Annotated in this window: 20 protein-coding genes; 6 read left to right on the top strand and 14 right to left on the bottom strand. The window is 72.3% G+C overall.

Annotation, left to right across the window (positions count from 1 at the left end):
- Positions 1–81 precede the first annotated feature (81 nt).
- The 5 genes from kynU to ACZ7LT_RS16640 form a co-directional block, all read right to left on the bottom strand.
- Positions 82–1305, bottom strand: a complete 1224-nt coding sequence (gene kynU / locus ACZ7LT_RS16660; RefSeq protein WP_471236765.1) for a kynureninase — start codon at positions 1303–1305, stop codon at positions 82–84.
- Positions 1298–2143 (bottom strand): tryptophan 2,3-dioxygenase, encoded by an 846-nt coding sequence (gene kynA, locus ACZ7LT_RS16655; RefSeq protein ID WP_471236764.1) that lies wholly within the window; start codon positions 2141–2143, stop codon positions 1298–1300. The genes kynU and kynA overlap by 8 nt, the downstream gene beginning before the upstream one ends.
- 113 nt (positions 2144–2256) lie before the next feature.
- Positions 2257–3045 (bottom strand): DUF3152 domain-containing protein, encoded by a 789-nt coding sequence (locus ACZ7LT_RS16650; protein WP_471236763.1) that lies wholly within the window; start codon positions 3043–3045, stop codon positions 2257–2259.
- Between the two features lie 520 nt (positions 3046–3565).
- On the bottom strand, positions 3566–3979 hold the full coding sequence (locus ACZ7LT_RS16645) for a DUF3151 domain-containing protein (protein WP_471236762.1): 414 nt from the start codon (positions 3977–3979) through the stop codon (positions 3566–3568).
- Positions 3980–4020: 41 nt separating this feature from the next.
- The gene (locus ACZ7LT_RS16640; RefSeq protein ID WP_471236761.1) at positions 4021–4371 is read right to left on the bottom strand and encodes a hypothetical protein; all 351 of its coding nucleotides are present in this window, start codon (positions 4369–4371) and stop codon (positions 4021–4023) included.
- A 287-nt stretch (positions 4372–4658) separates the two neighbouring features.
- On the opposite strand from ACZ7LT_RS16640, the gene ACZ7LT_RS16635 reads away from it, so the two are divergent.
- Positions 4659–7637: a LodA/GoxA family CTQ-dependent oxidase gene (locus tag ACZ7LT_RS16635; RefSeq protein WP_471236760.1), complete on the top strand. Its 2979-nt coding sequence runs from the start codon at positions 4659–4661 to the stop codon at positions 7635–7637.
- A 20-nt stretch (positions 7638–7657) separates the two neighbouring features.
- Positions 7658–8875: a tryptophan 7-halogenase gene (locus tag ACZ7LT_RS16630; protein WP_471236759.1), complete on the top strand. Its 1218-nt coding sequence runs from the start codon at positions 7658–7660 to the stop codon at positions 8873–8875.
- On the opposite strand, the gene ACZ7LT_RS16625 is transcribed toward ACZ7LT_RS16630, so the two are convergent.
- Positions 8862–9590 carry a hypothetical protein gene (locus ACZ7LT_RS16625; protein ID WP_471236758.1) on the bottom strand — a complete coding sequence of 243 codons (729 nt, stop codon included), beginning with the start codon at positions 9588–9590 and terminating at the stop codon, positions 8862–8864. The two genes, ACZ7LT_RS16630 and ACZ7LT_RS16625, sit on opposite strands and share 14 nt — an antisense overlap.
- Before the next feature lie 454 nt (positions 9591–10044).
- Between ACZ7LT_RS16625 and ACZ7LT_RS16620 the strand changes: the two genes are divergently transcribed.
- Positions 10045–11112 carry a ferritin-like domain-containing protein gene (locus ACZ7LT_RS16620; RefSeq protein WP_471236757.1) on the top strand — a complete coding sequence of 356 codons (1068 nt, stop codon included), beginning with the start codon at positions 10045–10047 and terminating at the stop codon, positions 11110–11112.
- 33 nt (positions 11113–11145) lie between these two features.
- Entirely contained in the window at positions 11146–12315 is a 1170-nt protein-coding gene (locus ACZ7LT_RS16615) for a hypothetical protein (RefSeq protein ID WP_471236756.1), read from the top strand.
- Positions 12316–12554: 239 nt separating this feature from the next.
- Here the strand turns inward: ACZ7LT_RS16615 and ACZ7LT_RS16610 are convergent, their stop codons facing one another.
- Both ACZ7LT_RS16610 and ACZ7LT_RS16605 read right to left on the bottom strand, forming a co-directional pair.
- Positions 12555–12785, bottom strand: coding sequence for a hypothetical protein (locus ACZ7LT_RS16610; protein ID WP_471236755.1), 231 nt, complete (start codon positions 12783–12785; stop codon positions 12555–12557).
- Between the two features lie 230 nt (positions 12786–13015).
- Positions 13016–13444, bottom strand: coding sequence for a hypothetical protein (locus ACZ7LT_RS16605; RefSeq protein ID WP_471236754.1), 429 nt, complete (start codon positions 13442–13444; stop codon positions 13016–13018).
- 117 nt (positions 13445–13561) lie between these two features.
- Here ACZ7LT_RS16605 and ACZ7LT_RS16600 point away from each other — a divergent pair, with 117 nt between their 5' ends.
- Positions 13562–14320, top strand: coding sequence for a GntR family transcriptional regulator (locus ACZ7LT_RS16600; RefSeq protein WP_471236753.1), 759 nt, complete (start codon positions 13562–13564; stop codon positions 14318–14320).
- A 23-nt stretch (positions 14321–14343) separates the two neighbouring features.
- The gene (gene cyaB, locus ACZ7LT_RS16595) at positions 14344–14901 is read left to right on the top strand and encodes a class IV adenylate cyclase (RefSeq protein ID WP_471236752.1); all 558 of its coding nucleotides are present in this window, start codon (positions 14344–14346) and stop codon (positions 14899–14901) included.
- A 45-nt stretch (positions 14902–14946) separates the two neighbouring features.
- On the opposite strand, the gene ACZ7LT_RS16590 is transcribed toward cyaB, so the two are convergent.
- The 6 genes from ACZ7LT_RS16590 to ACZ7LT_RS16565 form a co-directional block, all read right to left on the bottom strand.
- On the bottom strand, positions 14947–16380 hold the full coding sequence (locus ACZ7LT_RS16590) for an MFS transporter (protein WP_471236751.1): 1434 nt from the start codon (positions 16378–16380) through the stop codon (positions 14947–14949).
- A gap of 170 nt (positions 16381–16550) precedes the next feature.
- Positions 16551–17573, bottom strand: a complete 1023-nt coding sequence (gene fbaA, locus ACZ7LT_RS16585) for a class II fructose-bisphosphate aldolase (RefSeq protein ID WP_471236750.1) — start codon at positions 17571–17573, stop codon at positions 16551–16553.
- 250 nt (positions 17574–17823) lie between these two features.
- Entirely contained in the window at positions 17824–18372 is a 549-nt protein-coding gene (gene pyrE, locus ACZ7LT_RS16580) for an orotate phosphoribosyltransferase (protein WP_471236749.1), read from the bottom strand.
- A 63-nt stretch (positions 18373–18435) separates the two neighbouring features.
- On the bottom strand, positions 18436–19236 hold the full coding sequence (locus tag ACZ7LT_RS16575; RefSeq protein WP_471236748.1) for an aldose epimerase family protein: 801 nt from the start codon (positions 19234–19236) through the stop codon (positions 18436–18438).
- A gap of 54 nt (positions 19237–19290) precedes the next feature.
- Positions 19291–20034: an SRPBCC domain-containing protein gene (locus ACZ7LT_RS16570; protein ID WP_471236747.1), complete on the bottom strand. Its 744-nt coding sequence runs from the start codon at positions 20032–20034 to the stop codon at positions 19291–19293.
- Positions 20035–20355: 321 nt separating this feature from the next.
- On the bottom strand, positions 20356–22002 hold the full coding sequence (locus tag ACZ7LT_RS16565) for a polyamine aminopropyltransferase (RefSeq protein ID WP_471236746.1): 1647 nt from the start codon (positions 22000–22002) through the stop codon (positions 20356–20358).
- Positions 22003–22007: the final 5 nt, after the last annotated feature.

Below are 22007 nucleotides of genomic sequence, written 5' to 3'. Positions count from 1 at the left end.
CCCACCTCTCGGTGACCTGGCCGATCTGGCCTGACCTGCGGGGACCGTATCAGGACCACGGCCCCGCAGATCAGGCGATCATCAGACCGCCGCGGCGTCCCCGGGGACGTCCGCGAGGACCTCCGCGAGCACCCGGGCCGCCCGCTCCGTGTCGGCGAAGCCGACGTAGAGCGGGGTGAATCCGAACCGCAGCACGTCGGGTCGGCGCAGGTCGCCGACCACACCCCGGGCGATCAGCGTCTCCATGACCTGCGGCGCCTCGGCGCAGCGCAGCGCGACCTGGCTGCCGCGCTCCTCGTGCGCCTCGGGGGTGAGCGAGGTGACCCGGCCCTCGGGGGCGTAGGCCCGTACGCACTCCAGGAAGAAGTCCGTCAGGGCGAGCGACTTCGCCCGTACGGCGTCCATGGAGACGCCGTCCCACACGTCGAGGGCGGACTCCAGAGCGAGCATCGACAGGATGTCGGGGGTGCCGACCCTGCCGCGCGTGGCCCCGTCCGCCGCCGTGTAGCCGGGGGTCATCGCGAACGGATCGCGGTGCCCGGTCCAGCCCGGCAGCGGGGAGTCGAAGCCCGCCTGGTGGCGCTCGGCGACGTAGAGATAGGCCGGGGCGCCGGGGCCGCCGTTCAGATACTTGTACGTGCAGCCGACGGCGAGGTCCACGCCGTGCGCGTCGAGGCCGACCGGCAGGGCGCCCGCGCTGTGGCACAGGTCCCACACGGCGAGCGCACCGGCCGCGTGCACGGCGGCGGTGATGCCGGGCAGGTCGTGGAGCCGGCCGGTGCGGAAGTCGACGTGGTTGACGAGGGCGGCGGCGGTACGCGGCCCGAGCGCGGCCGGGACGTCGCCGGGCGCGACCGGGACGAGCCGCTTGCCGGTCATCCGGGCGGCGGACTCGGCGATGTACCCGTCGGTGGGGAACGTCGTCGCGTCGACCAGGATCTCGTCGCGGTCGTCCCCGGCGAGCCGGGCGGCCGCCACGACAGCCTTGAAGACGTTGACGCTGGTCGAGTCGCCCACGACGACCTGCCCGGGGGCGGCCCCGACGAGCGGGGCTATCCGGTCGCCGATCCGCTCGGGCGCGGTCCACCAGCCGCTCTCGTCCCAGGAGCGGATGCGCAGCTCGCCCCACTCGCGGGTGATGACGTCGGCCAGCCGGCCGGCGACGTGGCGCGGCAGGGCGCCGAGCGAGTTCCCGTCCAGGTAGACGGCCTCGTCCAGGGCGAACAGCTCGCGCTGCTTGGCCAGTTCGTCCTGGGCGTCGAGCGCGGCGGCCTTGTCGCGGAGGGTGGCATGCGGCTCAGACATGGCTGCGCGCCGTCCACAGCTCGGGGAAGACGTTCTTGCGGGCCCGCTTCTCCAGCCAGGCCACGCCGGCCGAGCCGCCCGTGCCGGTCTTGGAGCCCATGGCTCGCCGGGTCGCGACGAGGTGGTCGTTGCGCCAGCGCCAGACGAGCTCGCCGACGTCGGTCAACGCCTCGCCGAGGCGGACGAGTTCGCCGTTCTGGTCCGGGTCGGCGTAGATCTGGGCCCAGGTCTGCTCGATCACGGGCGACGGCTCGTACTTCTGCGACAGATCACGGTCGAGCACGTCCTGCGGCACGGGCAGCCCGCGCCGGTCGAGCAGCCGCAGCACCTCGTCGTAGAGGCTCGGCTGGTGCAGCGCCTTCTCCAGCTCCGCGTGGACGCGCGGCGCGGCCTTGTGCGGCACCAGCATGGACGCCGACTTCTCGCCGAGCAGGAACTCCATGCGGCGGTACATCGCCGACTGGAAGCCGGAGCCCTCGCCGAGCGCGCTGCGGTAGGCGTTGAACTGCGCCGGGGTGAGCTGGGACAGCGGCCGCCAGGAGTGGTTCAGCGCCTCCAGCTCCCGTACGGAGCGCTTGAGCGCGTCCATCGCCACCGGCAGCCGGTCCTCGCGCAGGGCGCGGCTCGCGGTCTCCCACTCGTGGACGATGACGGTGAACCACAGCTCCATCACCTGGGTGGTGACCAGGAAGACCATCTCTCCGGGGTCGTCGGAGAGGGGGTGCTGGAGGTGGGTGAGGACGTCGGCCTGGACATAGTCCTCGTACGGCGTCGTGCCCGCGAAGTCGAGGTTCGGATCGACCGAACCGGCTCCGGAGGCATCGGGGATCGTCGACATTTCTGTCTCCTCGATACGAACTACCGGGTAGCGGTCCGCTCCTTCCGTTCGGCGATGGAGCCCCGGTCCCCTCGGGGCCGCGCGCTGCGTCGCGTGCGGTCCCCTCCGCATCATTACACGATCGGACCCGATATGTAGCTGCCATCTTCGTCATACGGATACGCATTCGAACGGCAGCCGTTCAGGCCCTTGATCTGCTGCATCATGACGGGCGCGAGCTTGCCCGGTCCCGGGCAGCCCATGTGCTGCCGGATGCCGATCTCGTGCCCGACCTCGTGGTTGATGATCAGATGGCGGTACTCGGCGGGCGACCCGGCGAAGGTCGGGGAGCCCAGCATCCAGCGCTTGAGGTTGACCACGACACCCTGGGTGGTCTCGCAGTTCAGCTCGCCGCGCGTGTTAAGGCCCTGGGCCAGGCAGAGCTTGTCGGCGGTCTTGGGGGTGGCGATCCGGATGACGAAATCGGCGTTCTCGGAGACCAGCTGGAAGCGGCCCCGGCCGTGCGCGGCCCAGCCGCGCGGATGGGCCAGGATGGCCTGGATCTCCTCGGCGGCCTGGCGCGCGGAGATGTCGACGCCGTCCTCGACCTGGACGCGGTAGCGCCGCAGCGTCCCGGAGCCGACGGCGCCGCCGGACGCCTGGGCGGTGGTGAAGGTCCCGGCCCCGGAGGCGGGCACGTCCTTCTCGTCGGGCTTCTTGTCCTTGTCCTTGTCGGCCGGGGCCGAGGAGGACGGGGAGGTCTTCGGCTTCGCGGAGGCGGTGACCTTGGGTTTGGGCGGCGCGGCGGGCTCCGGCGTGACGGCGGGCGGCGCGGCTGCCTGCCCGGCGCGGTCGTCCTTGCGGTTGTCGATCCCGTCGTCGTGCCACAGGGCGAGGGCGGCGCCGCTGCCGACGATGAGCACCCCGAGCCCGACGACGAGGAGGGTTATCGGCGCGAGCGACCGGCGGCTGTTCCTGGCGCTGCTTCTGCCGCTGCCCCTGCCACTGTTTCTGCTGTCGCTTCTGCTGTTCCCCCGGCGGCTACCGCCCTGGCCGGCTATGCCGCCGCCGCGGCCTCCGGTGCTGCTGGTGCCACGGCGGCGGCCATGGCCACCACCGCGTCCTTTGGGTGCGGCGCCGCGCTTGCCCAAGACAGACTTCTCCCCTGTGTCGGCCGGGTGGGGGAAGAGGTGTGGGGCCTCTGCGCCGGCAGATGGTTGAACGGTCCGGGCGATCGTACCGGCCCTGATCGAACACCCTCGAACGCGCCAGGTCTCACGGCGTGGCGGAAAAGGCACACCGGGCTCGTGGCCGACGGAAGACAACTCCCGTGTGGCGCAAGGGACATCGTCCTGCACGGGCGGCTGGGCGTGGTGGCGTACCGGCCACCGCCGCGAGCGCGCCGCCGCCCAGGACCGTCAGGGGTCCGGGCGGCGGCAGCGGTCAGCCGAGCGTGTCGGCCGCGGTCTGCGAGGAGTCGCGAAGGAAGGTCGAGCAGCGCTCGTACTCCTCCTTCTCGCCGATCGCCTGGGCGGCGCGGGCCAGGGCGTGCAGGGCACGGAGGAAGCCGCGGTTGGGCTCGTGCTCCCACGGGACCGGTCCGTGGCCCTTCCAGCCGTTGCGGCGCAGTGCGTCCAGGCCGCGGTGGTAGCCGGTACGGGCGTAGGCGTACGACTCGACGACCCGACCGGCCTCGAACGCCTCGTCCGCGAGCTGGGCCCAGGCCAGCGAGGAGGTCGGGTACTGCGCGGCGACCTCGTCGGGCGCGGTACCGGCCGCGAGCAGCTCACGCGGCTCGGGCTCGTCGGGCAGACGGGTGGGGGGCGGTCCCCCCAGGAGGTTCTCGTGGATGGCCATGGGGTCAGTCTGCCCGACGGGGCGGGGAGGCGGGCGGGCGGCTACATCTCGCAGCTGATGCTGACGCCCCAGCCTCCGTGGCCGTCGCCGTGGACGTCGACGTGGACGCCGAACGACTGGGTCGTGGAATCGATGCCGATGCTGGCTCCCTCGGCCAGCGCCTGGCTCAGGAGCGCCCTCCACCGGAACGCTTCGGCGGGGTCGGCCGTGGCCGTCTTCAGCTGGTCCTGCTGCTTGTCGGTGAGCTGGAAGTACTCGTCCCCGAAGCCAATGACGCCACGGGTCTGAATGATGTCGATCGCCCTGCGGCGCTCGTTCTCATCGTTCTTCAGCCGCTGGATCAGGTCGCCGAAGGTCTCCGGGTCGAGCGCGGGCTTGGTGTACGTGGCCATGGTGTCTCCTCGAAGCCCATGGATGGGATGGATGGGCGCACAGCGGTACGTCGGATGCGACGGAGGAACCGGTGCGGGGAAGCCGGCCAGGGAGAGGCCCGAATCTTCCCTCTTGCCCCTTTTTCACCGTACGCGCAACTCGCTTGCCCCGCACGGCGGAAGCCGCTCCCGCAGCCCCCTCACTCCCCTGGGCCCGGCGGACTGGCGGCCCACGCGGCCGCCCCCGGACAGTGGCCGGAGACAGCCCGCGCGAAGACACAGTCCGCCCACCCCGGAAGGCCCGATCCATGTCCGGACCCGTGGAACCCCTGCCCGACTGCGCCGACGACCCCACCGGCGCGCTGCGCGCCATGTTCGTGGACCTCGTGCAGGGCAGGCGGATCGCGCAGGGGCAGGAACCCGCGCTGCGGCCCGTCTTCCTCAAGGCCCACGGCTCCGCCCGGGGCGTCCTCACCGTCGATGCCGACCTGCCCGAGGAGCTGCGCGTCGGCTTCCTGGAGGCCGCCAGGGCCCAGGGCGGGCTGACCGCGTGGGTGCGGTTCTCCAGCGACACCGTGCCCTCCCGGTCCGACCTGCGCACCACCCTCGGCATCGGGATCAAACTCTTCGGGGTGCCCGGCGAGAAGCTCCTGGCGGACGAGAGCGCCGCGGACACCCAGGACCTGCTGCTCCAGAACCACGACGTGTTCTTCGTCGACACCGCCCGCGACATGTGCGAATTCACCCGGGCCGGGGTGGTCGACAACGCCCTCCAGGCCTATCTGGACAGCCATCCGGTCACCAGCACGGTCCTCCAGGACATGGCCAAGGCCGAGGAGAGCACGCTGACGGCCACGTACTGGAGCGTGCTGCCGTACGGCTTCGGGGACGAGCGGCACGTCAAGTACAAGCTGGTCCCGGCGGGCTGCCCGGGCGGCGATCCGCAGGCCGTGCCGCCCGACGAGGACCCGTCCTTCTTCCGCGGCGACCTGCGGCACCGGCTGGCCGCCGGGGAGGCGGCCTTCGACCTGTTCGTGCAGGTGCGCACCGACCCGGACCGGATGCCCCTGGACCGGGCCACCGTCCGCTGGGAGGAGGCGGAGAGCGCCCCGGTCCGGGTGGCCCGGCTGACCCTGCATCAGCAGAACACGGAGGCCCGCGGCCAGGCGGCGTACGGCGAGAACCTCGCCTTCAACCCCTGGCACTCTCTGCCCGAGCACCGCCCGGCCGGCAGCATCGCCGAGGCCCGCCGCGAGGTGTACCGCGCCTCGGCCACCCGGCGGCGCGACGCCAACGGCATCCCGGTGACCGAGCCCGGCCCCGCCCGGCCCGCCTCCACCGAGCCGCCCGGCCGCGACACCCGGATCGTCCGCGCCGCCATCCACCCGGCGATCGGCGTGGCCCGCGTCGGCGACAGCGCCGAGGGGTTCTTCCTCGCCCCCGAGGTCGACGAAGCGCCCGCCGAGGCGTCCTACAAGGACGCGACCGGAGCCCTGAAGCGGCAGGCGGTCCGCTTCAGGGTGTACGGCTTCAACGCGGCCGGGCAGCCGGTCGCGGAGCTGACCGCGGACAACGCCGACCTCCTCTGGACCGTGCACGTGGCCAACAAGAAGGCGGCCTGGTACCAGTTCCAGCTGGCCCTGGACATCCCGGAGGCCGCCGAGGCGCTCCCGAGCAAACTGCGCAACGCCCTGGTCCGGCCCCGGAGCCGGCTGGTCATCGACCCGGGCTCCCGGTCGGTGCGCGGCCGCGACCGGGCCGGTCTGCCCGAGCTCCGGTTCGACACCGGCACGTTCCTGGGCACCCCCGTCTACCTGGGCGAGCTGCGCACCGACCGGGCCGGCCGGCTCCTCTTCCTCGGCGGCCGGGGCAAAGCGGCCTCGGCGGACAACCTCCCGGCGACGGACTTCGCCAACAACGACGGCTGGCACGACGACATCGCCGACGGGCCCGTGCGGGCCGAGGTCCGGATCGACGGACGCTCCATCCCCGTCGAGCCCGCCTGGGTCGTCGTCGCACCCCCGGACTACGCGCCCGGGCTCAAGTCCGTCCGCACGCTGTACGACCTGCTCCGCGACACATACGTGAAGGCAGGCCTGCTGCCGCGCCCGCAGCTGGTCTCCTTCACCCAGGACGTCCTGCCGGTGCTGCGGCGGCTGTGCGACCTCCAGTGGGTCAACCACGGGCTCGCCGTCCAGTTCGGCCACGGCGGCCGTGACCATCTGCTGGCGCCGGAGCGGCTCGCCCGGCTGGCGAGCAAGGACCCGGCCCACAAGGAGCTGCGCCGCCAGGTCCGGGCGTCCCTGCGGCACCTCGACCGCGACGGCATGTCCACCGTGCCCTGGCCCTCGGTGTACGGCGACGCCATGAATCTGCCGCCGGTCTCCCCGCGCCAGCACCTCGCCCTCTCGCCCCTCCAGTACGACCTGCTGACGCGCTGGATGAACGGGTCCTTCGTCGAGGACTTCCGGCCGGACGCCACCCCGGTGACCAGGCTGGAGGACGTACCGCTCGCCGAACGTCCCGCGACGCTCGACCGGGCCGCGCTGTCGTTCTGCCTGGCCGACGCCTTCCACCCCGGCTGCGAGCTCACCTGGCCGATGCGGCACGCCACGATGTACTCGGCGCCGTTCCGGATCAAGCACCGGCAGCAGCCCGAACAGGGCTACGGGAGCGTGCTCACGCCCCAGGCCGCGCTCGCGGTCGACGGCCCGCTGTACGCGCAGGGCCCCGGCGACCTCACCCGCTGGATGGCCGTCCCCTGGCACACCGACACGGCGAGCTGCCGCTCCGGCTACGAGAACACGGGGTTCGGGCCCCGCTACGACCCGTACCTGCCGACGTTCTGGCCGGCCCGGGTGCCCAATCACGTCCTGGCCGAGGAGGACTACGCGATCGCGATGGATCCCGCGCGGCCGCAGGAGGAGCGCCGGCTCGCCTTCGAGCGCCGGTCGGTGTGGCTGCGCTGGCTGCCCACCGGCTACGAGACCCAGATCAACGAGATGGTCCGGGACTTCGGCAAGCTCGGGATCGTCGAACGCCGGCCCGGCCCGCAGGAGACCCCGGGGCTCCCGGAGACGATGCTGGTGGAGTCGGAAGTGACCTTCGCTCCTGAGCCGGCACCGCCCCGCGAACGCAATCTGATCACCTTGCACGTGCCGGAGGCGGCGGATCCGGAGGTGCGGGCCGACGCGGCGGCCGCGGCCGCGGCGCTGGCCGAGCCGCCCGACGACGAGGTCTCGACCGGCTTCATCACCAAGATCACCCGCTTCCCGGGCCGCCGGTGACGGGCGGCTGCGACGCGGTCGTGGCAGGCGCCGGGCCGGCGGGATCGGTCGCGGCGCTGTGCCTGGCCCGCGCGGGCCACCGGGTCGTGCTCCTGGATCCCCGGCCCGGTGACCGTCCGGCGGGGCCCGCCGGGGCGGCGGCCACGACCGATTCCGACGGCCCGCCGCGCGACCTCCCGCACCCCCGGCCGCGGGCAGCGGGCCCGTACCGGATCGGCGAGACCCTGCCGCCCGCCGCACGGCCCCTGCTTCGCGACCTCGGGCTGCTGGCCGGGCTCGGCGCCGACGGGCACCTGCCCTGCACCGGCACCGAAGCGGCGTGGGGCTCCGGGGAGCTGTACGGGCGCGGGAACGTCCTGGACCCGCACGGGCACGGCTGGCATCTGGACCGCGTCCGGTTCGACGCGTTCCTGCGCGGCGCGGCCGAGGACGCCGGGGCCCGGCCCGTGTGCGGCGTGGCGGTACGCCGGACCGGGCAGCCGGGAGCGTGGCGGCTGGTGGTGCGGGAGCACGGGGCGGAGCGGGAGGTGCCCTGCGCGTGGGTGGTGGACGCCACCGGCCGGCGTGCGGTGATCGCCCGGCAGGGCGCCGTACGGCTGCGGCAGGACCGGCTCGTCGCCGCGTACGCCGTGCTGCCCGGCCCCGCACCGGCCGACCAGGATCTGCGCACGCTCGTCGAGGCGGCGCCGGCCGGCTGGTGGTACACCGCGCGCGTGCCGGCGGGGCGGCTGGTCGCCCATCTCACCGACCTCGACCTCGTCGATCCCCGGCTGCGCACCGCCGCCGGGTTCCTGGAGCGGGCGGCCCGCACCCGGCACGTACGGACCCGGCTGGACGGCTACGCGACCGGGCGGCCGCCGGAGCCGCGATGGGCGCCGGCCCACGGGCAGCGGCTTGCCCCGCCGGCCGGGCCGGGCTGGGTGGCCGCCGGGGACGCCGCGCTCGCCTGCGACCCGCTGTCCTCCCAGGGAATCCTGACGGCCCTGCACACCGGCGTCCGCGCGGCGCGGGCCGTCGACCGCTGTCTGCGCGGCGACGAGGACGGCGAGGGGCAAGGCGACGGGGGCGCGCTCGCCGAGTACCGCGCGTTCGTCGACGGGGTCGCGGCCCGCTACCTCGCGCACCACGCCCGGGCCTACGCGGACGAACGCCGCTGGCCGTCGGCGCCGTTCTGGGTGCGGCGGCGCCTCCCGGCGGTCCCGGCCGAGGCCCTGTCGGGGCTCCTCACGCCGGGTTGAGGCAGATGTTCTGCGTGGTGCCGGCCATGGTCGCCCGGTCCAGGACGACAAGCCGGTTGATGTACCCCTCCCGCATGACGAGCAGCGAGTACCCCGACCACATGCCGTCGATGAGGGCGATGAACTGGGCGTTCGCGTCGAAGGTGAGGGTGGTGGACCCGTCCGTGATCCAGGACCACGGCAGCAGCTGCTCGTTGGAGCAGTCCCGCAGGATCAGGGTCACGACCCACGGGAAGTGGAAGTCGGGGACGGTGGTGTCGCCCCGCTGGGCGCCCAGCACGGAACCGTCCTGGAACACTCCGCTCTTGCGCCCGCTACCGGTGGCCTTCTCCGCGACCTCGGCGAAGCGCCGGTGCAGCGGGCGCTGGAGCCGCGCGGTGGAGCCGTGGCCCTCGGCCTGGCGAAGGGAGATCCGGACGAACGCGGTGAGTTTGACGGCGAGGTCGGCCTCGTCGTAGACGGGGAAGAGCTCGGGGGGCACACACGGCTCGTCCGGCAGGTCGTCGAAGGGCGGGAAGTCGAAGGGCGGCGGGAACCCGATCGTGCCCGGGTCCTGGCTGTCCAGTTTCTTGAGGAGGTCGTCCCAGTCCAGGATGGGCATGGGCAGGCCCCGGAGCCGGGCACCCAGCTCGTAGATGAGTTTGGTCTCGGGGTGGGCCATCAGCAGCTGGGCCTCGAAGGACCCCTGGGACGTGCCGGCGTTCTGGTTCACCATCACCAGCTCCTGGTTGAAGGGTGTACCGATTGGAGGACGAGGGCCCGGGCGCGCGGCGGTCGACCGAGGCGGGCCGGGCGGGGATGACGCACCAAGCGCCGGGCAGGGCCGCTGCCTTCGGCGATCGTCGGCGGCCTGCGCTGGGGCGCTCCTTGTGCGGACACTCCCAGTCTCGCCCTGGGCGATGGAGCCCGCAAACGCGGCCCGCGCCGGGCTCGGCGCGCCGCCACCGGTCTCCTGTCGTACGGTGGAAGACGCCTGCTCGGCTCGGTCGTGCCCGCCAACGCACCCGGGGAGAAGGGCAGATGTCGACCGTGATTCATGAGGCCTGTCGATGACAGCCCATCGCTGACAGCCCATCGACGGCGGCCCAAAAGACAAGGCGCTGACGGCGCCGATCTATGCCCTTCCTCATGGACGAAAGGGCATGAAAGCGGCACAGAAGGGACTATCCATGACGTCGCTTCTCGAATACCGGAGCAACCGGATCGTCGAACTGATGGAGGAGCCCGCCGAGCGCCGCGACGCCGACTGGCTGAAGGAGTCGCTCCAGCAGGCGATGATGCTGGAACTGGCCACGCTGCCCCCGTACTTGTCCGCGATGTGGTCCATCGAGCCCCAGAGCGGGGACGTGCTCAAGGCGATCAGGCGGATCGTCTTCGACGAGATGTCCCACCTCGCTCTCGCCGGGAACATGCTCACCACCATCGGAGGCGTCCCCCGCCTCGCCGACGCGCATACGGTGCCGAAGTACCCCGGTCCGCTGCCCGGCGGCGTACGTCCCTCGCTGACCGTCTTCCTGAGCGGTCTTTCGAAGCAGTCCCTGGATCTGTTCGCGCAGATCGAGGAGCCCGACGACCCGATCGCGGAGGCCCGCTCGCACACTTCCATCGGCGCGTTCTACACCGCGATCCTGGAAACGTTCCAGGACCACGCGGAGCTGATCACCGGAGCCCATCAGCTCACCCTGGACATGGAGCACCACGGCGCGGGCAACAGCGTCGCGCCCCTCACCTCGCTCGCGGAGGTCGAGGCGGCCATCGACGTGATCAAGGAGCAGGGCGAGGGCACCTCCGCGTCGCCGGAGAACCCGCACCCCCAAGCGAGCGGCGAGCTCGCCCACTTCTACGTCTTCCGGGAGCTCTTCCACGGCCGCAAGCTGGTCAAGGTCGCCGAGAACCCGGACCGGTGGGAGTTCACCGGGGACGTCATCGCGATGCCCGGCACCCGCCCGATGGGCGCGGTGCCCGACGGCGGCTGGGGAGCGCCCGGGCAGCCGACACCCGACCCCGAAACGCAGGCCCTGCTGGACCAGGGCAACCAGACGTACAGCAGGATGCTGCGCTTCCTGGAGGACGCCTGGCGGGCGGACGACCCGGACACGGCGAACGCGCTGCTCGCGGACGACGCCGTCGGCGCGATGAGGGGCCTCAGGGGACCGGCCCGGGCCCTGATGCTCCGCGAGGTCCCCGGCGGCGGCGGCAAGACCTACGGACCGGAGTTCCGGTTCGTCGACACATAGGCCGAGCGGTCGGCCTGGTGAGGAACGAGTGCCATGAGCGAACAGGGCTTGGGCTCAAGTGAGGGCCCCTTCGAGGTCCCGCCGGATCTGCCCGCCGAGGGGACTCCGGGCCAGGAACCGGAAGGCTTCCGAGTCCCCCCGTACCCGCCGTCGGAGGACAGCCGCGCGGCGCTGGAACGGGCGAGCGGTCTGCGGGACACCAGGATCCGCGGCGTGCGGGACGAAGCCGTGGAGGCACTGTTCGCCGACGCGAGGAGCAAGCAGCAGAGGGGCCGGCCACGCCCCGCCGACCACCTGGTCGGCGTGGGGAACATCCAGGGTTTCGGCTGGGGACTGAGCGAGACCGGGGATGAGCTCGTGCCGGGCACGGAGGTCCTGCGCGTCTACGTGGCAGAGCCGGTGCCGACCGAGGCGGCACGGGAACTCGTCGTCGACGCCCTTGGGGTCCGCGCGGCCGGAGACCTGCCTCTGCATGTCGTCCACAGCGGGATCGCCAGCTGGCAGAACCTCACACACCGGCAGCGGCCGGCCGGGGGAGGAGTCTCCGTCAGCCATCACACAGGGGTGCAGGGCACCCTGGGCTTCTTCGGCACCGGTACCGACCCGGGGGACGTCGGCAAGATCTTCCTGGTCAGCAACAACCACGTCATCGCCAACGTGAACTCCGCCGCCTTCAGCTCCTGCATCGTGCAGCCCGCCGGCGCCGACGGGGGCCGCTGCCCCGACGACCGGATCGCGATCCTGGACAGGGTCCACCCGCTCGACCTGACGTTCACGAGCCCCAACTACGCCGACTGCGCCCGCGCCTGGTGCTATCCGGACCAGGTGGTGCAGAGCCAGCTCCAGGTGCACATGGTGTCCGGGGTCGGCCCCCAGTTCTACGGCATCGGGAGTGTGCCCCAGGCCGCCGCGATGCACATGTGGGTCGGCAAGACCGGCTGCATCACCCAGACCACCTACGGAAAGGTCGAAGACCCCTACTGGGGCGGCCTGATCAACGGACTGCCCTTCGACGGGCAGATCGCCATCAGGAACCCCGGGTACACCTTCTCCACGCACGGTGACTCGGGTGCGGTCGTCTGGTCCTACGACGCCAACGTCAACCCGGTGGGTCTGATCGTCGGAGGAGACCCGTTCACCCACGTCACCTACGCCACGCCCATCTCCTGGGTGCTCGAGTACCTGCACCTCAAGCTCCTCTGACCCGTGGGAAGCCGACGGCCTGGTCAGCGGGTACCGCGTGCCTGACGGGCCATGTGCTGGTACTGAGCCAGGTGAGTCAGGATGTCGTTCGCCGGGGCCGAGAGGGCGTGTCGGTGCTCGGTGCAGGCATAGACGTCGCGGCCCGCCCGGACGGCTACGAGTGTGACTGGGCGCTTGCCGCACTGGTCGCACGCGGTCGAATTCTTGGCCATCGGTTCCTTCCGATCAGAAGTCGTGGACTAGGCGTGCACGATGCTGGTCCCGCGCCACAGACGGCCGGTCGCGGACGTACGTGCCAGGTAGGCGCTGATCTCGTCCATACCGCTCCCGGCGGGCATGGGATCGAGGCCGAGTGCGATGTGCACGCGCCGCGTGACCCGCGAGAGCTCCCGCCATCGCGGTCCGGGCCAGGGGACGGTCATGAGGTACTCGGGGTGGCCGTAGTCGAGCGCCACAGCCACGTCACTCATGAGCACAAGCCGACCCACCTGCGTCGCAGGCTCATTGACCGGCGAGAGACCGAGCCCCCGAGCCAGGCCGAGCAGCAGGCGAAGGGCGTCCCGAGGCGGCGCTCCACCCGCGAGCGGGTCGTACGTGATCAGCATGCACGACCGTGACACGAGGGCTGCGTCGATCCAGGTGGAGACCGCCAGGTGCTCCAGGGCCGGCGGGTCAGGAAGACGTACCGAATACCGTGTGCTCACCGCTTCCGCCTCCGGGGGCATCGGTGCGACGAACTCGCCGTGAACAGAGGCTGCTCGTCCGCGCTCCGGCGGGATGCCTGGATCTCGTACGGTCCCCGACCCAGGCTGCACTCGTCGAGCCCGCACTCGGACGACGGGTCCGTGCCGGCCCTCGGGGCGCTGGCGCCGGAGGGTTGGAGTGGTGAGGTCACCGGCTTTACGTCCTTGTCGAGTTCGGCCCAGACCAACGCGCGGTCTGGGGCACGGTGGTGGCCGTATCGGTCGGCATGGCTGAGGGCCACGAGGATGGCCTGCTTGCTGGCGCTGCTCAGGTCGTCGGGAATGGCGGCCTCGATCCGGATGTGGTGCACCTCGTCGGTGATGCTCGACTTGGCCTCGATTGCCGCATTGAGCATGCAGACGATGGCCACCGTCCGGGTTTCCATGCTGGGCACAGCTCTCCCCTGTGATCAGCGCGTCACGGCTCGTGATGCTGAGTATTCAGCTTAAACCTGATGGGTTAGCTTTGTCAACGTCGACTGGACCACCCTCGGAGTGCGCATATGCCCCGCGAAAAGCCCTACCTTGAGGTGGCTGACGCCTTGCGCGTTCGAATCAAGTCCGGTGAGTGGGCCGTCGGTGAAAAGCTGCCCAGCCGCGCCCGTATCGCCGACGAGTACGGCGTCGGCCAGTCCGTCGCACAGCGCGCCATGGAACGCCTCATCATCGAGGGCCTTCTCGAAGGCCGCGCCGGATCCGGCACCTACGTCCGCCGCCCGCGTGAACGCCTCCGAATGGTCCGCTCCCGCCACCGCGAGCGCCGCGGCGGCAGTCCCTTCCGCGCGGACATGCGAGAGCAAGGCAAGGCCGGCACGTGGGAGTCACGCAGCACCGCCCGAGTGCCGGCCCCGGAGCGGATCGCCGAGCGTCTCGCCATTGAGCCAGGTGACCCGTGCGTCCACACCCGCTATGAGTTTCTCGCCGACGGGCAGCCCGTTCAGCTGTCCGAGTCGTGGGAGCCGATGTCCATCACCGACGGAACTCCGATTGTCCTGCCCGAGATGGGCCCCCACGCGGGCGCCGGAGTGGTCGAGCGGATGCGGTCCATCGGTGTCATCGTCGACGTGGCAGTCGAGGTGCCACGCCCAGCCCGCGCGACCCAGGAGCAGGCCAATCTGCTCGGCATTTCCGTCGGCGACCTGATCACCGGGATCGAGCGCACCTACTACACCGCCGAGGGGCGACCTGTGGAAACTGCCGACATCACGGTGGCCGACGTGCGATGGGAGATCGCCTACGAGATCGGCATCCAGCACGACTGACCTATGACGAAGGGGAGTCGTACGTGATCGAGGCGCAGCTGAAGGCGCGCGTGCACGCGCCGGAGGAGGTATTGCGGCGGCTCGAAGGTCGGGTGGCCGGGGTGCCCGAGGTGTACAAGGACACGTACTACGACGCGCCCGAGGGCGCCTTGGACGCGCGCGATGCCGAGCTCCGTGTTCGCACCGTTCATGGTCCGGACGAGACCCGTACGGTGCTGACCTACAAGGGCGCCAAAGTGGACGAGGCGTCCGGGTCGAAGCCGGAGCACGAGACTCTTGTGGCGGACGCCGAGGCGACGCACGCCATCCTCCGCGGTCTCGGGTACGTGCCGCTGATCAGTTTCGAAAAGCGCTGCCGTAACTACGCGTTTGAGGCGCGGGGCCGGAAGATGCTGGCCACCCTGGTCCGCGTTCCCGAAGTGGATGGCACATTCCTTGAGCTGGAGACGCTCGTGGAGAAGCACCACGTGCAGGAGGCGCTCGCCGACATCCGGGCCGTCCTTGCCGACCTCGGCATTCCCCAGGGGGACCTGACGCGCGAGCTGTACACCGACGCGGTGAAGGCCCACCGCGGGGCCTGACCCCGGACACGAGGAAGTGCCCTGACCTGTCCCTGGGAGAGGGCACTACGCCCGCTCCCCCGGATCCAGCGGCGGCGACGTCACCCCGCAGTGCACCTTGCACTCCGGGTGGCAGTCCGCCGCGCCGGGCCTTCTGACCGTGGCCCAGGCGAGGACCGCGCCCGCCGCGAGGATTCCCGCGCACAGCGGCATCGCCCGGCGGAAGGTGGACCCGAACTCCGCCGCCGAGCGGTACGCCTCCGGGCCCATCCCGGCGAGCAGCGGCAGTGCCGCCACCGCGAGGAGGCCGGCCGCGCGGGCGGCGGCGTTGTTGACGCCGCTGGCGAGGCCCGCGCGGGACACGTCGACCGAGGACAGGACGGTGGCGGTCAGCGGGGCGACCAGGACGGTCATGCCGAGGCCGAGGACGACCATCGCGGGCAGCACGTCCCGTACGTACGAGGCGTCCTCGCCGACCCGCAGCATCAGCAGCATCCCGGCGGCGCACAGCAGCGGGCCGACGGTCAGCGGGATACGCGGGCCGATGCGCTCGCCCAGCTCGCCCGACTTCGCGGAGAGCAGCAGCATCAGGACGGTGGTGGGGAGCATCGCCGTGCCCGCGGCCAGGGCCGAGTAGCCGGAGACGACCTGGAGCTGGAGGGCGGCGAGGAAGAAGAAGCCGCTGAAGGCGGCGTAGACGCAGAGGGTGACGACGTTGACCGCGGTGAACTGGCGGGACGCGAAGATGGACGGCGGCACCATCGGATCGAGCCGTCGTCGCTCGACGAGCACGAACGCCGCCCCGATCAGGACCCCCGCGGCCCCGGCCCACCAGGCCTCGCCGATCAGCGCGTACGTCACCAGCCCGAGGGACGCCGCCCCGAGGGCCGCGCCGAGCACGTCGAAGCGGCCGTGGGCCGCCGGGTCCCTGGACTCGGGTACGTGGCGCAGGGCGACCGGGACGCAGAGCGCGGCGAGCGGCACGTTGAGGAGGAACACCCACCGCCAGCCGGGCCCGTCGACGAGCCAGCCGCCGACGAACGGCCCGATGGCGGCGCCCACGCCCCCGAACCCGGACCAGAGGCCCACCGCGCGGGCCCGGTCGTCGGGGTGGAAGCTGGCCTGGATCAGCGCCAGCGACCCGGGGGTGAGCAGGGCGCCGCCGACGCCCTGGAGGGCGCGGGCGGCGATCAGCAGTTCGGCGTTGGGGGCGAGCCCGCAGAAGAGCGAGGCCAGCGCGAACCACACCACCCCGACGACGAACACCCGGCGTCGCCCGTAGCGGTCGCCGAGGGCGCCGCCGAGCAGGATGAGCCCGGCGAGGGTGAGCATGTAGGCGTTGACGGTCCACTGGAGCCCGGCCAGGTCGGCGCCGAGGTCCCGCCCGATGTGGGGCAGCGCGACATTGACGACGGTGGAGTCGAGCAGCGCCATCCCGGAGGCGAGCACGGTGGTGAAGACGACCCAGCGCCCGGTCGCCGAGTCCATCCGGATGTCCATAGCCGCATCCTCCCCGCGCCCGGGGCCGTCGGCGACCGCAGCCCGGGCCCGCCCGGGCATCGCGCGCCAAGGCCCGGGCATGGCGAAGGCCCGGGCTGGCACACAAGGCCCGGGCATGGCGAAGGCCCGGCCCCGCGCCGTAGGACGCGGGGCCGGGCCCAGGTGATGCCTTACTTGATGCGGGTGCCCGTCGAGCGGAGCGCCGCGCAGGCCTCGGTGACGCGCTTGGCCATGCTGGCCTCGGCGAGCTTGCCCCAGGTCCGCGGGTCATAGGTGGACTTCTTGCCGACCTCGCCGTCGACCTTCAGGACGCCGTCGTAGTTCTTGAACATGTGGTCCGCGATCGGACGCGTGAAGGCGTACTGGGTGTCGGTGTCGAGGTTCATCTTCACGACGCCGTTCTCCAGCGCGGTGGCGATCTCCTCGGCGGTGGAGCCGGAGCCGCCGTGGAAGACGAAGTCGAACGGGGAGGCCTTGCCGAACTTCTCGGCGACACCGGCCTGGAGGTCCTTGAGCAGCTCGGGGCGGAGCACGACGTTGCCCGGCTTGTAGACGCCGTGGACGTTGCCGAAGGAGGCGGCCAGCAGGTAGCGGCCCTTCTCACCCAGGCCGAGGGCCTCGGCGGTGCGGATGGCGTCGTCGACGGTGGTGTACAGCTCGTCGTTGATCTCGTGGCTGACGCCGTCCTCCTCGCCACCGGTCGGAGTGATCTCGACCTCGAGGATGATCTTGGCGGCGGCGGCCTTGGCGAGCAGCTCCTGGCCGATGGCCAGGTTGTCGGCGAGGGTCTCGGCGGAGCCGTCCCACATGTGCGACTGGAAGAGCGGGTTCTCACCACGGGCGACGCGCTCGGCGGAGACGTCGAGCAGCGGACGGACGTAGCCGTCCAGCTTGTCCTTGGGGCAGTGGTCCGTGTGGAGCGCGACGGTGATGTCGTACTTCTTCGCGACGATGTGCGCGAACTCGGCCAGGGCGACCGCGCCGCTCACCATGTCCTTGTTGTGCTGGCCGCCCAGGAACTCAGCGCCACCGGTCGAGATCTGGATGATGCCGTCGCTCTCGGCCTCCGCGAAGCCGCGCAGCGCGGCGTGCAGGGTCTGGGACGACGTGACGTTGATGGCCGGGTAGGCGAACTTGCCTGCCTTCGCCCGGTCGAGCATCTCGTTGTAGATCTCGGGGGTTGCGATGGGCATCTGTCCGCTCCTTGTGATGTGCGGGGGTGCGATATGTGCTGGCCCTGACCTGGGGGGCGACGTCATCGTCGCCCCTATCTTGGCACACGTGAGGGGTGGACCGTTTCACGTGAAACAGTCCACCCCTTTACAAAACCGCAGGTCAGAGCGGGTGCGCCAGGGAACGGCCGACGCGCCCCAGGTCACGACTTGGTCGCCGTGAGCTCTCGGAACGCCTCAGGAGACATCCGGCGCCCCACCTGCCACAGCGTCAGCTCAGACCGAGCTCGTCCAGCGCGTACGCGTACAGGTACGGCACCCCGGCCGTCCCGCTGATCTTCTCTGCCGCACCGGTCGCCCGGTCGACGATCGTCGCGACCGCCACGACATCGGCACCGGCCTCGCGGACCGCCTCCACGGCGGTCAGCGGCGAGCCGCCGGTGGTGGAGGTGTCCTCGACGACCAGCACCCGGCGGCCCTTGATGTCCGGGCCCTCGACCTGGCGCTGCATGCCGTGTGCCTTGGCGGCCTTGCGGACGACGAACGCGTCGAGCGTCCGGCCGCGGGCGGCCGCCGCGTGCAGCATCGACGTGGCGACCGGGTCGGCGCCCAGGGTCAGACCGCCCACGGCGTCGAAGTCGAGACCGTCGGTGAGGTCGAGCATGACCTGGCCGACCAGCGGGGCCGCGGCGCCGTCCAGCGTGATCCGGCGCAGGTCCACGTAGTAGTCGGCTTCCAGACCCGAGGAGAGGGTCACCTTGCCGTGCACCACGGCCTTGTCCTTGATCTGCTGGAGCAGGTCAGCGCGTACGTCAGTCATGCCGGCCAGCTTAAAGCCGCCTGAAGCCGCACGCTCACCGCCGCCCGCTCACCGGCCGCCCGCTCACAGGCGCCGCCAGGACCAGGTCGCGGCGATCTCCAGCGGTTCGAGCGGCGTGACGTACTGAGGGAGTGTGTTGAGGCCGTTCGGCGGACCGGTCTGCGGTTCGACACAGACCGCCGCCTCCCGCTCGTCGTAGACGACGACCCATTCGGCGCGGCTGGTCACCTTCAGTTCGAGACGCTCCGGCCAGGTGAGGGTGACGTCGACCCCGTCGGGCATGCCGAAGCAGTCGTCCCAGGGGCCGGGCTTCGGGTCGATCCGGCGGCCGGTGGGCAGATGGTCGGCGCCGCGCTCCTCCTGCCAGGCGGGCGAGAAATCGATCCGTACGGGCTCGCCGCCGCCGAGCGTGCGGTTGAACCACGGGTGCCAGCCGGCCTGGGCCGGGAACGAGTCGCCGTACGTCTCGACGCCGAGCTGGAGCGTGAGCGCGTCCTCGGTCAGCTCGAACATCTGGGTGACCCGGCCGAGGTACGGCCACGGCTCACCGAGCTCGTAGGTGAAGGCGGCTTCGGACTTGTCGGCGCGGGCCGTGCGCCAGGCGGTGTCGCGGCCCGTGCCATGGATGGCGTGCGGCCCGGAGTTCAGCGGCATCTGGTGCTTCTCGCCCCCGTTGCGGAACTGCCCGAGCTCGATCCGGCCGCACCAGGGCACCATCGGGAAGCAGCCGTACCGCTCGCCCTGGCGCAGCAGCTCCACGCCGCCGATCTGCAGGGACTCGATCCGGCAGCCGTTGTCGGGGTTGACGGTCAACTCGGCGTCGCCCGCCGTCAGTCGCGTCAGTCGCGTCTCGTTGTCGCTCACACCCCGACCCTAGGTCAGGCGGAGCCGCACCGCCGCGCGCACCAGGTGCGGTCGTCAGCGGCGGCGGCGCAGGGCCCGGCCGACGACCACGGCCGAGGCGAGGGCGAGGGCGGCCGCGGGTGCCATCCAGCGCAGTGTGGCGCCCGCGCCGGACGCCTCGGGGGCGGGGACGGGGGCGTAGCGGCCGCGCGGCGGGGCGTGGTCGACCTCCTCGGCGCTGCGGCCGATCATCGTGCGTCGGGCGTGCGCGGCCTCGGCGGGCGGCGCGACGGGCAGCTCCACCCGTTCGTCGTCGAACTCGTCCTCCATGAGGGGGTCGAGCGACGGCGGCGGCACGGGGGTGTCGTACACCGAGGGCGGCGGCTCCTCGACGTCGGCGGTGGCGGCCAGGGCCTCCGCGAAACGGTCGAGGAGGCGGTGGCCGGCGGCGGCGGTCGCCTCGGCCGGAAGGTCGGCGAGCCGCCCCTCCGCCGTGGAGGTGCCGCTGAAGGTCAGGGTGGTGCCGCCCTCGGTCGGGGTGAGCCGGATCCTCAGCGCGACCTTCGCCGAGCCCGCGCCGCGGGCCTCGGTGCCCTCGCCACTGACCGTGAAGTCGTCGCCCCGCCCGGTGATCCGCAGGGCCCCGCGGTACGTGATGGTGTTGCCGCCGACGCGCAGCTTCAGTCGCCCGGTCAGCGGCTCCGCCGAGGCGTCGGCGGCCCGCTGGAGACCGGGCACGCAGCGCGCCACCCGCACCGGGTCGGCCAGCGTCTGGCGAAGGGCCTCGGTCGGTACCGGAACGAACACCTCATGCTCCATGGAAGTCGAGACTACTCAGCCCCACGCGCCACGTCTCCGTATCGACCGGGCGGGTGTGCCGCGCTGGGCGGCGGGTGAACGCCGCGCTGGGCGGGTGTGCCGCGTCACCGGACGGCCGGTGGCCGCCGCGCCAGGCGGGCTCAGTGCCACGCGCCACGGCTGCCCCTCGGCCGCGGGGGTGCGCCACGCCGGGGGGTGTACCGCGCCGGACGCCCGGTGGCTGCCCTGGCCCGGTGGGCTCAGCCCCACGCGCCACGTCCCCGTACCGGCCGGGCGGGTGCGACGCGCCGGGCGGCCGGTGTCCGCCCCGGCCCCGCGGGCTCAGTGCCCGTACCGCGGGTGCACCAGTGTCGAGGGGACCATGTCGCTCGGGCGGGTGCGCTCGGCGAGACGGGACGCGGTGCGCAGTGAGGCCGGGGTCAGGGTGCGCAGGCGGGGCACGTTCGGGGCGAGGCCGAGGGCGGGCGGGGGGCCGGTGGCGGCGAGGACGAATCCCCAGTCCGCGGGGGCGGCGCGGGTGCCGCCGGCGCGGTCGGGGCCGGCCGGGAAGCCGTTGACCCGGCCGCAGGCCCCGTACGGGCGGGTCGCGAAGCCCGCCTCGCGCAGGGTCGCCTCGACCGTCCAGTACGTACGGGGCCGCGTGGTCAGCGGCCCGGCGTGGACGACGAGGCGGCCGCCGTCCGCGAGGGCGCCCGCGGCGAGGCCGTAGAACTCCGCCGAGTACAGCTTGGCGCTGGTGGTGATCCCGGGGTCCGGCAGATCGGAGATGATCACGTCGTACGTGCCGGAGGCGGAGCGCAGCCAGCGGAAGGCGTCCGCATAGACCACCTGGGTCCGGCGGTCGCGGTAGGCGTGGCCGTTGAGCGCGGCGAGCGCCGGGTCGGTGCGGGCGATCCGGACGACCCCGGGGTCGAGTTCGACGACGGTCACCGACGCCGCCCCCGGGTAGCGCAGCACCTCGCGCGCGGCCAGGCCGTCGCCGCCGCCGAGGATGAGCACGCGCGTGTGCCGGCCGCGCATCGCCGGGTGCACCAGCGCCTCGTGGTAGCGCTGCTCGTCGCGGCCGCTGACCCGCAGCCGCCCGTCGAGGAAGAGCTCGGGCGGTCCGGCCGGGCCGCCGGTGACGACGACCTCCTGCATCTCGGTCTGGACGGCGACCCGCACCCGGTCCCCGTACACGGCCCGGCGCGCCGCGCCCTCGAACTCTCCGACGAGGGCCGTCGCGGTGGCGAGGACGGCGAGGACGGTGACATTGGCGACGACGACGAGCGCCCGCGAACGGGGCGTCAGGTCCCGGCGGAACACCCACAGCACGAGCGCGCCGCCCGCGACGGCGTTGATCGCTCCGGTCAGCAGCGCGCCGGTGAGCTGCCCGAGCCACGGCAGCAGCAGGAACGGGAAGGCGAGGCCCCCGACGAGCGCGCCCACGTAGTCCGCGGCGAACAGCTCGGCGACCGTGCCCGCCGCGTCGTCGTCGGGCGCGTCGTCGTCGGGCCGCCCCCGGCTGCGGCGGCCGACCTCCGGTCTGGACGTGCGCTGGATGAGCGACATGAGCAGCGGAATCTCCGCCCCGATCAGTACGCCGATGGCCAGCGAGAACCCCACGAGGACGTACCGCGACTCACCCATCCAGGCGAAGGTCGCGTACAGCACGAGGGCCGAGCAGCCTCCGACCAGCGCCAGCGCCGCCTCCACCAGGCCGAAGCCGACGGCTGCCCGGCAGCGCAGCCGCTTGGCGAGCAGCGAGCCGATGCCCATGGCGAAGACCATCACGGAGAGCACGACGGACGCCTGGGTGACCGAATCGCCGATCAAGTACGAGGCCAGCGCGACGAGTTCGAGCTCGTAGACCAGCCCGCAGGCGGCGCAGACGAAGACCGCGGCGAGGACCAGGGACCGCCCCGCCCTCGGCCGGACGGGCGGCCGCGCCACATCTGTGGATGGCATGGACATGGGCGGGTCGGTCATGATGG

This window comes from Streptomyces sp. NPDC039465, from assembly GCF_055639315.1.
Note: the sequence above shows the minus strand (reverse complement) of the source record. Positions and strands in the feature narration are given on the sequence as shown.